Below are 15,579 nucleotides of genomic sequence, written 5' to 3'. Positions count from 1 at the left end.
GCGAGAGTACCTCAGCCCAAGCGCCCAGGACAGCCGGCTCAGGCCAGCCGGTGCGCGCCCGAATAGGGCGGCGTGTCCGGATAGTCACCTCGGCCGAAGCGTTCCTGCAGGCCCTGCCACCAGCCCGGGTCGAACAGGTGCCGGTAGTGCTCGCGCACCGCTGCCAGCTCTGCAGCGGGCAGGCCCATGAACGGGCCGAAGCGCTCGGGAAACACATCGCGCGGACCAACATGGAACCACGGCTCGTCGGACATCGCTTCCTCCGGCGTACGCGGCTGCGGCCAGGCGCGGAACACGCAGTCGCTGACCAGGCACAGCTCGTCGTAGTCGTAGAATACGGCCCGCCCATGCCGTGATACGCCGAAATTCTTCGGCAGCATGTCACCGGGGAAGATGTTGTTGCGCGCCATGTCGGTGATCGCCTGCGCATAGTCGAGCACCGCCGCCCGCACCGCCTCCGCGCCCTGCTCGCGCAGGTACAGATTCAATGGACGGAAACGGCGCTGCACATAGCACAGTGCGACTTCGACCTCATCGCCATCGATGCGTACGCTCTGCGCGCACTGCTGCAGCAGTTCATCCAGCAGGGCCGGCGCGAAGCGCTCGCGCGGGAAGCGCAGATGACGATACGGCTGTGCATCGAGCAGGCGGCCGACACGATCGAGGTTGAACACCAGCGCGTACTTCTCTTCCACCTGCTGTCGCGACATCGCCTTGGGCCACGCGAAGCGGTCGCGGATCAGCTTGAACACCAGCGGGTAACTGGGCAGGGTAAACACCGCCATGACCATGCCCGGCGTGCCTTCGGCATGCACCAGCCGCTCCTGCGGGTGCTCGCTGAAGTGGCGGAAGAAGGTGCGGTAGCGCTCGGTCTTGCCCTGCTTGGCGCGTCCCAGCACCGTGTAGATCTCATCGATGGGCTTGCCCGGCAGCAGGCTGCGCAGGAACACCACGGCATCGCCCACCGTGCCCAGGTCGGCCTGGAAGTAGCTGCGCGACACGCCAAACAGATGGGCGACATCACGGCGCCGGGTGAGCACCGCATCGGCTCGCAGCCCGCGCTCATCGTTGACCAGCGCGATCACGCAGGGCGAGAAGCGATGCTCACCGAACACGCGGCCAACCAGGTAGGCGCGGCGCTCGCGGTAGAACACCGTGTCGAGCAGTTCAATGCTGCGCACCGGCGTGTCCCCCCAATGGGCGAGGTCGTCCTGCAGGCGCACGGCAATGGCCGCCGCGCAACGCAACTGGTGCGCGTAGGGAATGTCGAAGCGGTAGTCGGCCAGCACGCGTTGCAGGGCCTCCACCGGTCGCGTCGGCGACACCGCGTAGGTATGCCGCGCGACGGGATGGGTGATCGCATCGGACGGCTCGACGTCGAAAGCGATGAATTCCAGCGCCGGGTCCACGCCACGGGTGGAGAACAAGCGCCGCGACAGGGTGTTGTAGAACGTCTTGTACAGCTCGGCGTCAATCAGGCCCTGCAGCAGCGCGCTGTACCGCGCGTGCACCTGCAGCCACAGCGCACGCTCGCCGATCGCGTCACCGGCGAGCCGACGCAACGCATCCATCTGCTCGGCGATGCACAGGTCGTACAGGGCAATGCGCTCGACCGCATCCTGCCGCGCACCGGCCCAGTCGCGCTGCTCGAAGCGCTGCCGTGCCCGCGCGGTGATCGCCGCGAAACGGGCGTGGTACTGCTCGAAACCGTCGCGGATGGCACCTGCGATACGCGGTGCCAGCTCGGCAGCGATGTCAGGCTTGGACATGCGTAGCTAACCCGGGGAGGACCGGCTTCACCATACGCTGGCGTGGGGTTGCTTGTGTAGAGCCGAGCCCATGCTCGGCTGATCCAGGCAGAAGCAGCCGAGCATGGCTCGGCTCTACAGTTGCAAAGAGCAGTCGGGCGGGCTCGACTCTACCGAAGCCAATGGCTCAGATCGCCAGTTCGGCCTCCACGTCCTGCACCTTGCGTCGGGCCAGTGCAAGGTTGGACTTGGTCCGGTCCAGCACGATGTAGAAGAACAGTCCCTTCTTCTTCGCGACCGGTCGCATGATGTGGTACGCCTTGCCCAGCGAGATCAGGATGTCCTCGATGCTGTCATTGAGGTTCAACGAGGCGGCGGTCTTCATCTTGGCCCGGATCACTTCGGTGTTGCCGGCAGCGGCCACCTCCATGTCCATGCCGGCACCGGCTTCGCCCAGCAGCATGCCGCTTTCGTAGTCGACCAGCGCCACTGCCTGCGCGCCGTCGATGCCCATCAGTGCGTTCAACGATTCATTCAATCCAGCCACGTCGCCCCCCTTGTCGATGTTGGTTCGAGCCCCTCGTTCCCCTGCGGCCGGGCTCACGATCCGCCGAGTTCGGCCAGGATCGCCTGGCCACATTCCCTGCTCTGCCACAGCACCTGGCCGATCACGCTGCGCTGGTCGCAGGCCGCCATCAGCAGCAGCGGTGCACGTCCCTCGGCCTGGATCGCCAGCATCAGCACCTTCCCGCCCATCGCTTCCAGCATCAGCGTCTGCAGATCCCCCAGCAGCAGCTCGCGCCCGACCGCCGCGGCCAGCGCCAGCATCGCGCTGGTCATTGCCGCCAGCCGTTCGCCGCGCCCTTCGGCACCAGCGCTGACCAGGGCAAAGCCATCGACACTGGCCAGCACTACCGTGCGCACGCCTTCCACCCGCTGCTGCAGGTCCTGCAGCAGCGGCTGCAGGCGCGCACGCTGGCCGGCATCGGGCAGCACCGCCATCTGCCCGTCAGCCATGCGCGGCCACCAGTGCGTGCGCTTCCATTTCGCTCATCAGTACATCCATCAGCAGCAATCCCTGTTCGCGGTCGCGGGCATCCACCGCCAGCAAAGGCAGCGGTTGATCATCCAGGCTGGCGCGTGCAGCCCAGTCGTCCAGCGCAGCGTGCGGCGCCTGGTCGAGATGGGTGACCGCCACCACCAGCGCCAATGACGCTGCGAACGGCTGCAGCACCTGCAGGTAGTCCTCCAGCTCGCCGGCCAACCCGGCACGGCGCGCGTCCAGCAGCAGCACCGCACCACGTGCCCCCTGCAGCAGGATCGGCCACAGGAAATCAAAGCGCTGCTGGCCGGGTGTCCCGTAAAGCCGCAGGCGTTCGCCGTTGGGCAGGTCGATGTCTGCGTAGTCCAGCGCGACGGTGGTGGAGGCCTTGTCGGCACCGAGGCGATCACTGTTGGCCACATCGGTGTCGATCACCGCGCCGGCTGCGATGCTGCGCACGAGTGTCGACTTGCCGCTGCCCATGCCACCGAGCACGACCACCTTGTGCTCACGCATTGCGCTCGCTCCCACGCAGGTGGCGCCACAGGCGGGCAAGCAGGCCGTTGTCGGTGCCATTGCCGCGTAGGGCCGTCATCGGTGCCGCCGGGGCGCTCTGCAACTGCGCGTAACCGCAGAGATAGGCGGCATGGATGAAATCACGCACCGCCGCAGCCGGCAACTCGAGCAGCATCGCGCATTCTTCAACCGTGCACGCGCGCTTGAGCAGCAGCGAACACAGGCGGAAGCCATCGTGGTCGTGACCCAGCACGCGGAAATCCGGCCAGCGCAGCAGCTTCACCGAGGCGCCACGCAGGCGTTCGTCCAGTGCCTGCCAATGTCGGCTGCGCTGTGCCCACTGCCATAGCAGGGGCCGCAGTGGCTGGCGCGGCCGCTCACCGGCCAGGGCCTGCAGGCGAGCCGGCGTGAGCGCATCCAGCTGCAGGCGTTCGAAGGCATCGGCCAGGCGCTCTACCAGCGCGCTCGCGGGCTCCTGCAACAGCACGGCCTGGTCATGCTCGAGGTCCATCAGCAGGACGGGGTCACCCGCGTCACTCAGCAGTGCCTGCCCCTGGCGCAGGGGCAGCCGCTCGCGCAGCAGGCGGGTGATGGCGTGCGCACCATCGGCAAGACGGATCGGTGCGGGTGCGTGCATGGTCAGGGGCTCCACTGCCAACTGCATCCCGCGCAGGGCGCGGCCGATGGCACCGTCATCAAGTATGTCCTGAGGGCCATCGCCGTCGCGCAGCTGGCCCCCCAGATCCTCGATCCAGCACTGCAGTCGCGGGCGTTGCTGGCGCATGCGCAGGGCCGCGTTGCGCAGCGCCGGCGTATCGCGGATGACCAGCAGGTCGCAATCGTCCAGATCCTGGCTGCGGCGGATCTGGCCGTCCGGCAGCGCCGATGCTACGCGTAGCCGCTGCAGCAGGGCCTGCTCGCCCTGGATGTCGGTTCCCACTACCAGCACGCGTGCCATCCGTGTTCCCCGTGCGGCCACCTCCCCGGTGGCCTCGCGTCGCCAAGGCTAGGACATCGCCAGCGGCAGCCGTCGTGATCGACTGCTCAGATCGGGAGCGGTTGCAGACGGTGTCCGATCGGTTCTGCGACGGCCATCGCGGGCAAGTTTCATGCCGCTTTGACGGCATTCCGACGGCCAACGGATGTCACGGTTCTGGACGCGGGTCGAATGGGGCCGCCCAAAAAGAAACCCGCGCCGAAGCGCGGGTTCCGGGGTCACGACCGAACGGCGACGGATCAGCCGCGCAGCTGCTCCAGCGCGGCATTGAAGGTCGCGCTCGGGCGCATCGCCTTGCTGGCCTTGGCCACGTCCGGACGGTAGTAGCCGCCGATGTCCACGGCCTTGCCCTGCACCGCGACCAGCTCTTCGACGATCTTCTGCTCGTTGTCGGTCAGCGCCTTGGCCAGCGGGGCGAAGCGCGCCTTCAGGGCGGCGTCTTCGTCCTGCGCGGCCAGGGCCTGGGCCCAGTACAGCGCGATGTAGAAGTGGCTGCCACGGTTGTCGATGCCACCCAGCTTGCGCGACGGCGACTTGTCGTTGTCCAGGAACTGGCCGTTGGCTTCGTCCAGCGCCTTGGCCAGCACACGGGCAGCGGCGTTGTCGTAGCGGTTGCCCAGGTGTTCCAGCGACGCGGCCAGGGCCAGGAATTCACCCAGCGAATCCCAGCGCAGGTAGTCTTCCTCGACGAACTGCTGCACGTGCTTCGGAGCCGAACCACCGGCACCGGTCTCGAACAGGCCGCCACCGGCCATCAGCGGCACGATCGACAGCATCTTGGCGCTGGTGCCCAGCTCCATGATCGGGAACAGGTCGGTCAGGTAGTCACGCAGCACGTTGCCGGTCACCGAGATGGTGTCCTCGCCCTTGCGGATGCGGTCCAGCGAGAACGCGGTGGCTTCCACCGGCGGCAGGATGCGGATGTCCAGACCGGCAGTATCGTGGTCCTTGAGGTACTGCTCGACCTTGGCGATGACCTGCGCGTCGTGGGCACGGGCGGCATCCAGCCAGAACACGGCCGGGGTGCTGCTCAGGCGGGCGCGCTCGACGGCCAGCTTTACCCAGTCCTGGATCGGCGCGTCCTTGGTCTGGCACATGCGCCAGATGTCACCGGCTTCGACGGCATGCTCGAACACCACGGTGCCAGCATCGTCGGTGACCTTGACCACGCCATCGGCGGCGATCTGGAAGGTCTTGTCGTGCGAGCCGTACTCCTCGGCCTTCTGCGCCATCAGGCCGACGTTCGGCACCGAACCCATGGTGGCCGGATCGAAGGCACCGTGCGCCTTGCAGTCGTCGATGACGGCCTGGTACACGCCTGCGTAGCAGCGGTCCGGAATGACGGCCTTGGTGTCCTGCAGCCTGCCTTCGGCATTCCACATCTTGCCGGAGTCGCGGATCATCGCCGGCATCGAGGCGTCGACGATCACGTCGCTCGGCACGTGCAGGTTGGTGATGCCCTTGTCCGAGTTGACCATGGCCACGCCCGGGCGCTGTGCGTACTCGGCAGCCAGGTCGGCTTCGATCGCAGCACGGGTGGCTTCCGGCAGCGACGGCAGGCGCGCAGCCAGGTCACCGATGCCGTTGTTGGCATCGAAACCGGCCTGCTTCAGCACGTCGGCGTGCTTGGCCAGCACGTCCTTGTAGAACTCGTTCACCGCCACGCCGAACATGATCGGGTCGGAGACCTTCATCATGGTCGCCTTCAGGTGCAGTGAGAACAGCACGCCCTGGGCCTTGGCATCGGCAATCTGCTCGCCGATGAACGCGGCCAGTGCCTTGCGGCTCATCACGGCGGCATCGACGATCTCGCCGGCCTTGACCGCGGTCTTTTCCTTCAGCACAGCGGTGCTGCCGTCATTGCCGTGGAAGGTGATCTTCAGCGAACCGGCATTGGCCAGGGTGGCCGACTTCTCGCTGCCGTAGAAATCACCGGCGGCCATGTGCGCGACATGCGACTTCGAATCCGGCGCCCAGGCGCCCATGCGGTGTGGGTGCTTGCGCGCGTAGTTCTTCACCGACAGCGGTGCACGGCGGTCGGAGTTGCCTTCGCGCAGCACCGGGTTCACCGCGCTGCCCTTGACCTTGTCGTAGCGCGCCTTGTAGTCGCGCTGCTGGTCGTCGGCCGGGGTTTCCGGGTAATCCGGCAGCGGATAGCCCTGGTCCTGCAGTTCCTTGATGGCCGCCTTCAGCTGCGGCACCGAGGCGGAAATGTTCGGCAGCTTGATGATGTTGGCGTCCGGGGTGGTCGCCAGCTGGCCCAGCTCGGCCAGGTCGTCGCTGACCTTCTGCGCGTCACTGAGCAGTTCCGGGAACTGCGACAGGATGCGGCCGGACAGCGAGATGTCACGGGTTTCCACCACGATGCCGGCTGTACCGGTGTAGGCGTCAACGATCGGCAGCAGCGACTGGGTGGCCAGGAACGGGGCTTCGTCGGTCAGCGTGTAGAGAATCTTGGACATGGGGGACTTGGACTCTGTAGCAGTGCTCAGGGGAAGGCCGGCGCCAGCGCCGGGCCACGTGCAACCGTGTCGCGCGCGGGGCGGAGCCCCACGCTTTCCCCGTCGCCGTCAGGGTGGGCGCGCGGCGGGGAAACCCCTGCATTGTCGCGTTTTCAGCCGCGCGGGGCAAAGCCACGCCATACGCGACGGTACTGCATGCCGGCAACGCTGTGATCCATCCACGCCTGGATGAAGCCCGCCCACAGCATCAGTGGATCCACGCCATGCGTGGATGAAGCCGACCATCGCACAACAAAAAAGGACGCAGCCTCGCGGCTGCGTCCATCGTGAGCCCTGCCGGGAGAGAGTCGGCTGGACTTACTTGACCTCGAACTCCTGCGGCGTTCCGGCCGCCTTGCCATCGACGGTGACTTCGGCGCGGTACTTGCCGGCCGGCCAGCCCTTTGCATTCTTGAACGTGACGTTGGTGGTTTCCGCACCACTGGTGTTCAGGGTGGCGGTCTGTTCGCCGGCCACCTGGCCGTCCTGATAGGTCAGCTTCGCGCCAACGTTGACATTGTTTGCCGCACCGTCGGTCTTGACCGAGACGATGATGTCGTCCTTCGGTGCGAACAGAGCCGTCGTCGCAACCGACTTGTCGGCGGCGGCGGTCTTTCCGACCGTGACCGACGAGACGCTGACAGCAGCGGCTTCGGCCATCGGCGGCGGCGCGCCGGTCATCGGGGCCGGTGCTGCCGGTTCGGCCGGAGCGGTCGCTGCCGGAGCGGCATTGTTGTCGGTCGACTCTTCTTTCTTCTTGCAACCGACCAGGGCGACGCTGCCCAGCAGGGCGGCGATCAGGGCGGTCTGGAGCGGGGTGGTCTTGATCATTCGGGGTTCCTCCCAGGGATTGTCGGACGGCGTTCTGGCCGGCTTACTTCGGCGGCAGTTTCAGGGTCTGGCCCGGGAAGATCTTGTCCGGGTCATCAAGCACATCGCGGTTGGCTTCGAAGATCTTCTTCCAGGCATTGGCGTCGCCCAGATGCTGCTTGGCGATCTTCGACAGCGAGTCACCCTTCTGCACGGTATAGGTGCCGCCGCTGACAACGTCTGCGGTGCTGTCCACCGAAGCGCTGACGCCGGAGAAGTCCGCCTTCGGCACCTGCTCGGCGGTACTGTCGACACTGCCACTGACGCCGGAGAAATCGGCTTTCTTCTCGGTACTCATCCACAACTCCCGTCTGCATGACTACGTGATTGGCACGGTGCCATGGCGGTTGTTAAATGGGGATGGTGCAGATGTGAAGCCGGCCCCGGGGGCGGCTGAACAATCGGGGGAATGGACACCCGGTAGTGCCGGCCGCTGGCCGGCTGTGCCACGGGATCCGGCCTTGGCCGATTGCCGGCCAGCGGCCGGCACTACCGGTAACCGCCTGCGGCGGTTACTGCCGCAGCTCGCGGTAGGTCGCGGCCGGGGCGACGATGCCCGGGCTGGCACGCCAGGGGTTGATGTCCAGGCCACCACGGCGGGTGTAGCGGGCCTCAACCTCCAGCCAGTGCGGCTGGCAGCGCGCGGACACCTCGCTGAAGATCCGCTCAACACACTGCTCGTGGAACTCGGCATGCTCGCGATAGCTGACCAAGTAGCGCAGCAGGCCGGCGCGGTCGATCTTCGGCCCACGGTAACGCAGGCTGACCGTGGCCCAGTCCGGCTGGCCGGTGACCGGGCAGTTGGACTTCAGCAGCGCCGAGACCAGAGTCTCCTCCACCACCTCGCCCGCATCGGCGGCGAGGAAGTCCGCCTGCGGCGGGCCGTAGCAGTCGATCTCCACGTCCAGCCCGTCGATGGATTCGCCAAGCGGCGTCTCTTGCAGCTCCGGCAGGCCGAACTCCACCTGGACCGGCGCACCGGCGCAGGCCGACAGATCCGCCACGATGCGCGCGCGCAGCGCCTCGGCGCTGTCGATGCGGGTGCTGTTGAGGGAGTTCAGGTACAGCTTGAACGACTTCGATTCGATCAACCGCGGCGAGGTGCACGGCACCTGGACGGTGGCGACGGCGACCTGCGGCTTGCCACGCGGGTCGAGCCAGCTCAGCTCGAAGGCGTGCCAGCGGTCGTGGCCGACGAACGGCAGCGCGCCGTCATCGAGACCGATCTCGGCGCGGGCGCCGCTGCGCGGGATCGGAAACAGCAGGCCGGGATCGTACTGCGACGGGTAACTGACCTCGCGACCGAGGCTGGAATCCTGTGGGGTGTTCATGGGGGGCATTGTATCGCGCGGAGGGCGGGCCTTCGGCCGGGCCGGCCAACGGCGGAGCCCCTCCGTGGTGGGGTGTTGGGTCGTCGAAAGCCTGGATTCCCGGGAGTGGGCCGGGCGGATGGGGCTGGCGGGGACGCCGTGAATCCGTCCCTGGAGGCTTAGCCGCGCCATCCATGGCGCGGATACCCCGCCAGCCCCACCCGCCCGGCCCCCCGACACATTTCTGCCGCCGATCCACCACGGGAAAGATCAGAAAATCAAAATCCGATCCTTCGGACATTTTCGATGTCTGCCATCCACGCATGGCGTGGATCTACCGGCAAGCCACGGGATCGGGTCTGGAGGAAAGCCCCCTGAGTAAGGGGGCGGCCGCGAAGCGGCAGGGGTCTGGAAGCTGGTAAGGGGGGCCCACCGTTCGCGCAGCGAACTGTGGGAGCGACAGCGCGCATGCGATGTCGCGTACCCAGGGCTGCAAGCCCTGCCGGAAACCCTCACCCCGCCGGAGTGCCGGCACCGTGCAGGTAATCCAGGCTCACCTGCAGCAACGCGCGCAGACCCACATCCAGCGCCTTCTCATCCAGCAGGAACTTCGGCGAATGATTGGCCGGCGCCGTCGCCGGGTCGATGCCCACGCTGGTGGAACCGACGAAGAAGAACATGCCAGGCACTTCCTTCGCGTACAGCGAGAAATCCTCCGCGCCCATCTGAAGCGGTGGCTCGTACACGTTGTCCTTGCCCACCACCGCCTGCAGGCTCGGCAGCATCTTCGCGGTCAGCGCCGGGTCGTTCACCGTGGCCGGGTTGCCCTCCGATTCGTAGATGTCGGTCACCGCCTTGGCACCGTGCGCGGCGGCCGTGTGCTCGGCCACGTTGCGCAGGTCGGCGAAGATCTGCTGGCGCATCCCTTCGTCGAAGGTGCGGATGGTGCCGACCATCTCCACTTCATCGGGAATGATGTTGTAGCGGATGCCGCCGTTGATTGCGCCGAAGGTCAGCACCGCCGGTTGCTTGGACAGGTTGGCACGGCGGCTGACGATGGTCTGCGCGGTGCCGACCAGATCGGCGGTGGCGACGATCGGGTCAACACCGTTCCACGGTGCCGAGCCATGCGTCTGGCGCCCGATCACTTTGATGCCGAAACGGTCCGAGGCGGCCATCAACGGGCCACCGCGCACCGCGATCTGGCCGGCCTGCACGCTGGAGAACACATGCAGGCCAAACACCGCCTCCGGCTTGAAATCGGCGAACAGCCCTTCCTTCAGCATGAGTGCGGCACCGCCCTCTTCCGGCGGCGGCGCGCCCTCCTCGGCCGGCTGGAAGATCAGCATCACCTGGCCCGGCAGGTCCTTCTTCATCGACACCAGTGCTTCGGCCACGCCGAGCAGCGTCGCGGTGTGCGCGTCGTGGCCACAGGCATGCATCACGCCCACGGTCTGCCCGCGGTACTGGTCAGTGGCCTTGGAAGCGAACGGCAGGCCGGTCTGCTCGGTCACCGGCAGCGCGTCCATGTCCGCGCGCAATGCGATCTTCGGGCCCGGCTTGCCGCCTTCGATGATCGCCACCACGCCGTGGTGGGCGATGCCGGTCTTCGGCTTCAGGCCCATCGCCCGCAGGCGCTTGGCGACTTCGGCCGAGGTACGCACTTCGCGGTTGGACAGCTCCGGGTGCTGGTGGAAATCACGACGCCACTCGATCACCTTGGACTGCAGCCGCTGCGCGGCGGCGGTCACTTCCGGGCGCTGCCCGTCCTGGGCGTGGGCAAGGGCCGGCAGGGCCAGCAGCAGGGCGGACAGCAGCAGCGAACGGCGCATCACAATCTCCACGGCAGGGGGTTCCAGCTGAATGTAGGGCAACACTGCCGCCACGGGAACCTCCGGCGCGGCATCCGGTCTTAGCGCCCGTCCCATCCGTCATGCAGGAAACGTGATGTGGCACAGGTATGCTTTGCGCATTGCCCCCGGGTCGCGCCCGGTCCAGCCCTTTTGGAGTCCTCGTAATGTCACGTGTTTGGAAGATCGTGCTGCTGGTCGTGGCAGTGCTGGTGCTGGCCGTGGTCGGCCTGCGGGTCATCGGCGGCGGCAAGGACGAGGCTGGAAAACCGGCTGCGGGCGCGCGCCAGGGCGGCGAAGACCCGGATGCGGGCCCGGTGCCGGTGACCGTGGTCGATGCCACCCGCCAGGACGTACCGGTGTACGCCAGCGCGCTGGGCACGGTGACCGCAATGAATACCGTTACGGTCAGCCCGCAGGTCGGCGGCCAGCTGATGAGCCTGAATTTCCGCGAAGGCCAGGAAGTGAAGCAGGGTGATGTGCTGGCGGTGATCGATCCGCGCACTGCCCAGGCCAGCTATGACCAGGCCGCGGCAGCCAAGCGCCAGAACGAAGCCCTGCTGGCCACCGCGCGCTCCAACTACCAGCGCTCCAACGCGCCGGAATACCGCCAGTACGTCGCCAAGACCGATCTGGATACACAGCGAAACCAAGTGGCACAGTACGAAAGCGCAGTCGCTGCGAACGAGGCCAGCATGCGCTCGGCGCAGGTGCAGCTGCAGTACACCCGGGTCACTGCGCCGATCTCCGGCATCGCCGGCATCCGTGCGGTCGATGCGGGCAACGTGGTCAACGCCGGCACCGCGCTGGTCACGCTGACCCAGATCCATCCGATCCACGTGCTGTTCAACCTGCCCGAGCGCCAGCTGGGTGATGTGCGCCAGGCACAGGCCGCCGGCACGGTGCCGGTGGCCGCGCTGGACCGCGCCGACTCGCATGTTCTGTCCGGCGACGGCAAGCTGGACGTGGTCGACAACCTGATCAGTGCGGACAGCGGCACGTTCAAGGCACGTGCGGTCTTCGACAACACCGACAATGGCCTGTGGCCGGGCCAGTTCGTCAACGTGCGCATGCAGCTGCGCACGATCGCCGGTGGCGTGGTCATCCCGACCCAGGCGGTGCTGCGTGGCCCGGATGGCGAATATGTCTATGTCGTGCAGGGCGACAACACGGTGAAGATGCAGACCGTGCGCAGCGGCGTGGAAGTGGGCGACAGCCAGGTGCAGATTGCCGAAGGCCTGAAGGGCGGCGAGCGGGTGGTCAGTGAAGGCCAGTTCCGCCTGAAGCCGGGCAGCAAGGTCACCGCACTGAAGCCGGGCCAGACCCCGGCCGCACCGACCGAGGCCGAGCTGAAGGCGGCCGAGCAGAAGAACGGTGGCGGCGGTGGCCGTCGCGGTGGTGGCCCGCGCTGAGCGCAGGCGACTGTTCTCCCTCGCGCCGGCATGCTCGTCGGCGCCGACATTGAAGTGCCAGCAAGGATCAGTCCGTGGGCTTTTCGACGATCTTCATCCGCCGCCCGATCGCCACCTCGCTGTTGATGGCGGGCCTGTTGCTGCTGGGCATCCTCGGCTACCGCAAGCTGCCGGTGTCGGCGCTGCCGGAAATCGATGCGCCCAGCCTGGTGGTCACCACCCAGTACCCCGGCGCCAACGCCACCACCATGGCCTCGCTGGTCACCACGCCGCTGGAGCGCCAGTTCGGGCAGATCTCCGGGCTGGAGCTGATGACCTCCGACTCGTCGGCCGGGTTGTCCACGATCATCCTGCAGTTCTCGATGGACCGGAACATCGACATCGCCGCGCAGGACGTACAGGCGGCGATACGCCAGGCCACCCTGCCCTCGTCGCTGCCCTACCAGCCGGTCTACAACCGGGTGAACCCGGCTGACGCGGCCATCGTTACCTTGAAACTGACGTCTGACACGCGTCCGCTGCGCGATGTCAACAACTACGCCGACTCCATCCTGGCCCAGCGCCTGTCACAGGTGCAGGGCGTCGGCCTGGTCTCGATTGCCGGCAACGTGCGCCCGGCCGTGCGCATCCAGGTCAATCCGGCGCAGCTGTCGAACATGGGCCTGACCCTGGAACAGCTGCGCAGCGCGCTCACCCAGGCCAACGTCAATGCGCCCAAGGGCTCGTTGAACGGCAAGACCCAGTCCTACAGCATCGGCACCAACGACCAGCTGGCCAGCGCCGCCGAGTACCGCGACACCATCATCAGCTACAAGAACGGCCGCCCGGTGCGGCTGTCGGACGTGGCCGAGGTGGTCGATGGCGTGGAGAACGACCAGCTCGCCGCCTGGGCCGATGGCAAGCCGGCGGTGCTGTTGGAAGTGCGGCGCCAGCCCGGTGCCAACATCGTGCAGACGGTCGAGCGCATCCGCGCGATCCTGCCGCAGCTGCAGGGCGTGCTGCCAGCCGACGTGCACCTGGAGATCTTCAACGACCGTACCGAGACCATCCGCGCCTCGGTGCACGAAGTGCAGTTCACCCTGATCCTCACCATCGGCCTGGTGGTGGCGGTGATCTTCGTGTTCCTGCGCCGGTTGTGGGCCACGATCATTCCCTCGGTGGCGGTACCGCTCTCGCTGGCCGGCACTTTCGCGGTGATGGCCTTTGCCGGCATGTCGCTGGACAACCTCTCGCTGATGGCGCTGGTGGTGGCCACCGGTTTCGTGGTCGACGATGCGATCGTGATGATCGAGAACATCGTGCGGTATATCGAACAGGGCAAGAGCGGCAAGGAAGCGGCCGAGATCGGTGCACGCCAGATCGGCTTCACCGTGCTGTCGCTGACCATCTCGCTGGTGGCGGTGTTCCTGCCGCTGCTGCTGATGCCCGGTGTGACCGGCCGCCTGTTCCATGAGTTCGCCTGGGTGCTGAGCATCGCGGTGGTGCTGTCGATGCTGATCTCGCTGACGCTCACCCCGATGATGTGTGCCTACCTGCTCAAGCCCGATGCCCTGCCCGAGGGCGAGGACGCGCATGAGCGCGCGGCGGCGGCCGGCAAGCAGAACCTGTGGACGCGCACCGTCGGCCTGTACGAGCACAGCCTGGACTGGGTGCTGGGCCACCAGCGCCTGACCTTGGCCGTGGCCGGCGGCGCACTGGTGCTGACCGTGCTGCTGTACGTGCTGATCCCCAAGGGCCTGCTGCCCGAACAGGACACCGGCCTGATCACCGGCGTGGTGCAGGCCGACCAGAACATCGCCTTCCCGCAGATGGAGCAGCGCACCAGGCAGGTGGCCGAAGCGCTGCGCCAGGATCCGGACGTGACCGGCGTGTCGGCCTTCATCGGCGCCGGCAGCATGAACCCCACGCTCAACCAGGGCCAGCTGTCGATCGTGCTGAAGGAACGCGCCGAGCGCGATGGCCTGGAGGAGATCCTGCCGCGCCTGCAGAAGGCAGTGGCCGGCATTCCGGGGGTGGCGCTGTACCTGAAGCCGGTGCAGGACGTAACCCTGGATACCCGTGTGGCCGCCACCGAGTACCAGTACTCGCTGTCGGACGTGGATTCGGCGACGGTGGCGACCCAGGCCACGCGCCTGACCGAAGCGCTGCGCAAGCGCCCGGAACTGGCCGACGTCGACAACAACCTGTCCAGCCAGGGCCGCGCCCTGGAGCTGAACATCGACCGCGACAAGGCCAGCGTGCTGGGCGTGCCGATGCAGACCATCGACGACACGCTCTACGATGCGTTCGGCCAGCGCCAGATCTCGACCATCTTCACCGAGCTCAACCAGTATCGCGTGGTGCTGGAAGTGGCACCGGAGTTCCGCACCAGCACCGCGCTGATGGAACAGCTGGCGGTCGCCTCCAACGGCGCCGGCGCATTGACCGGCACCAATGCCACCAGCTTCGGCCAGGTCACCTCCTCCAACTCGTCCACCGCCACCGGCATCGGCGCGCAGAACACCGGCATCACGGTCGGCGCCGGCAACATCATTCCGCTGTCGGCGCTGGCCGAAGGCAAGGTGAGCAGCGCACCGCTGGTGGTCAGCCACCAGCAGCAGCTGCCGGCGGTGACGGTGTCGTTCAACGTGGCGCCGGGCTATTCGCTGTCCGAAGCGGTGCGAGCGATCCAGGAGACCAAGGACAGCCTGGACATGCCGGCACATCTGCATGCCGAATTCATCGGCAAGGCAGCCGAGTTCACCGGCAGCCAGACCGATGTGGTGTGGCTGCTGCTGGCCTCGCTGGTGGTGATCTACATCGTGCTGGGCGTGCTCTACGAGAGCTACATCCACCCGATCACGATCATCTCCACCCTGCCGCCGGCCGGTGTCGGCGCGCTGCTGGCGCTGATGCTGTGCGGGCTGAGCCTGTCGGTGGATGGCATCGTCGGCATCGTGCTGCTGATCGGCATCGTCAAGAAGAACGGCATCATGATGGTCGACTTCGCGATCGAGGCGCGCCGCGCCGGTGCCAACGCGCATGACGCGATCCGTCGCGCCTGCCTGCTGCGCTTCCGCCCGATCATGATGACCACCGCCGCAGCCATGCTCGGCGCACTGCCGCTGGCGCTGGGCACCGGCATCGGTTCGGAGCTGCGCCGCCCGCTGGGTATCGCCATCGTCGGCGGCCTGCTGCTGTCGCAGCTGGTCACGCTGTACACCACGCCGGTGATCTACCTGTACATGGAGCGCTTCTCCGAGTGGCTGGCGCGCCGCCGCGAACAGCGCGCGCTGCGCAATGGTTCGCTGCAGGAGCCGCAGGCATGATCCACGCCCCGCTGCTGCGGGAGGC

At 67.0% G+C, this 15,579-nt stretch carries 12 protein-coding genes; 2 read left to right on the top strand and 10 right to left on the bottom strand.

The window, feature by feature from the left end; translation table 11 throughout:
* Nucleotides 1–38 precede the first annotated feature (38 nt).
* The 10 genes from aceK to AC5P6A_RS09965 all read right to left on the bottom strand — a co-directional run bounded on the left by aceK (nucleotide 39) and on the right by AC5P6A_RS09965 (nucleotide 10,816).
* Nucleotides 39–1,769 (bottom strand): bifunctional isocitrate dehydrogenase kinase/phosphatase, encoded by a 1,731-nt coding sequence (aceK, locus tag AC5P6A_RS10010; protein WP_180877938.1) that lies wholly within the window; start codon nucleotides 1,767–1,769, stop codon nucleotides 39–41.
* Nucleotides 1,770–1,935: 166 nt separating this feature from the next.
* Nucleotides 1,936–2,295: a hypothetical protein gene (locus AC5P6A_RS10005; RefSeq protein ID WP_005419760.1), complete on the bottom strand. Its 360-nt coding sequence runs from the start codon at nucleotides 2,293–2,295 to the stop codon at nucleotides 1,936–1,938.
* A 53-nt stretch (nucleotides 2,296–2,348) separates the two neighbouring features.
* Complete coding sequence (locus tag AC5P6A_RS10000; protein WP_019660844.1) at nucleotides 2,349–2,765, bottom strand: roadblock/LC7 domain-containing protein; 417 nt, start codon at nucleotides 2,763–2,765, stop codon at nucleotides 2,349–2,351.
* Nucleotides 2,758–3,306: a GTP-binding protein gene (locus tag AC5P6A_RS09995; protein ID WP_010481027.1), complete on the bottom strand. Its 549-nt coding sequence runs from the start codon at nucleotides 3,304–3,306 to the stop codon at nucleotides 2,758–2,760. Before AC5P6A_RS09995 ends, AC5P6A_RS10000 begins: the two co-directional genes overlap by 8 nt.
* Nucleotides 3,299–4,264 carry a hypothetical protein gene (locus tag AC5P6A_RS09990; protein ID WP_021202039.1) on the bottom strand — a complete coding sequence of 322 codons (966 nt, stop codon included), beginning with the start codon at nucleotides 4,262–4,264 and terminating at the stop codon, nucleotides 3,299–3,301. The genes AC5P6A_RS09995 and AC5P6A_RS09990 overlap by 8 nt, the downstream gene beginning before the upstream one ends.
* 278 nt (nucleotides 4,265–4,542) lie before the next feature.
* Nucleotides 4,543–6,765 carry an NADP-dependent isocitrate dehydrogenase gene (locus AC5P6A_RS09985; RefSeq protein ID WP_346715055.1) on the bottom strand — a complete coding sequence of 741 codons (2,223 nt, stop codon included), beginning with the start codon at nucleotides 6,763–6,765 and terminating at the stop codon, nucleotides 4,543–4,545.
* Nucleotides 6,766–7,122: 357 nt separating this feature from the next.
* Entirely contained in the window at nucleotides 7,123–7,635 is a 513-nt protein-coding gene (locus AC5P6A_RS09980) for a hypothetical protein (protein WP_019660848.1), read from the bottom strand.
* Nucleotides 7,636–7,678: 43 nt separating this feature from the next.
* The gene (locus AC5P6A_RS09975; protein WP_005419771.1) at nucleotides 7,679–7,972 is read right to left on the bottom strand and encodes a LysM peptidoglycan-binding domain-containing protein; all 294 of its coding nucleotides are present in this window, start codon (nucleotides 7,970–7,972) and stop codon (nucleotides 7,679–7,681) included.
* Between the two features lie 214 nt (nucleotides 7,973–8,186).
* A complete protein-coding gene (gene queF / locus AC5P6A_RS09970; RefSeq protein WP_019660849.1) occupies nucleotides 8,187–9,005 on the bottom strand; it encodes an NADPH-dependent 7-cyano-7-deazaguanine reductase QueF in 819 nt (272 codons plus the stop codon).
* Nucleotides 9,006–9,496: 491 nt separating this feature from the next.
* The gene (locus AC5P6A_RS09965; RefSeq protein WP_155030218.1) at nucleotides 9,497–10,816 is read right to left on the bottom strand and encodes a M20 family metallopeptidase; all 1,320 of its coding nucleotides are present in this window, start codon (nucleotides 10,814–10,816) and stop codon (nucleotides 9,497–9,499) included.
* A gap of 185 nt (nucleotides 10,817–11,001) precedes the next feature.
* Here AC5P6A_RS09965 and AC5P6A_RS09960 point away from each other — a divergent pair, with 185 nt between their 5' ends.
* Entirely contained in the window at nucleotides 11,002–12,246 is a 1,245-nt protein-coding gene (locus AC5P6A_RS09960) for an efflux RND transporter periplasmic adaptor subunit (RefSeq protein WP_019661485.1), read from the top strand.
* A gap of 74 nt (nucleotides 12,247–12,320) precedes the next feature.
* Nucleotides 12,321–15,554: an efflux RND transporter permease subunit gene (locus AC5P6A_RS09955; RefSeq protein ID WP_346715054.1), complete on the top strand. Its 3,234-nt coding sequence runs from the start codon at nucleotides 12,321–12,323 to the stop codon at nucleotides 15,552–15,554.
* Nucleotides 15,555–15,579: the final 25 nt, after the last annotated feature.

The sequence above is a fragment of the Stenotrophomonas sp. YJH_SMC_20 genome (assembly GCF_059367845.1).
This window is presented reverse-complemented; position numbering and strand designations above follow the sequence as displayed.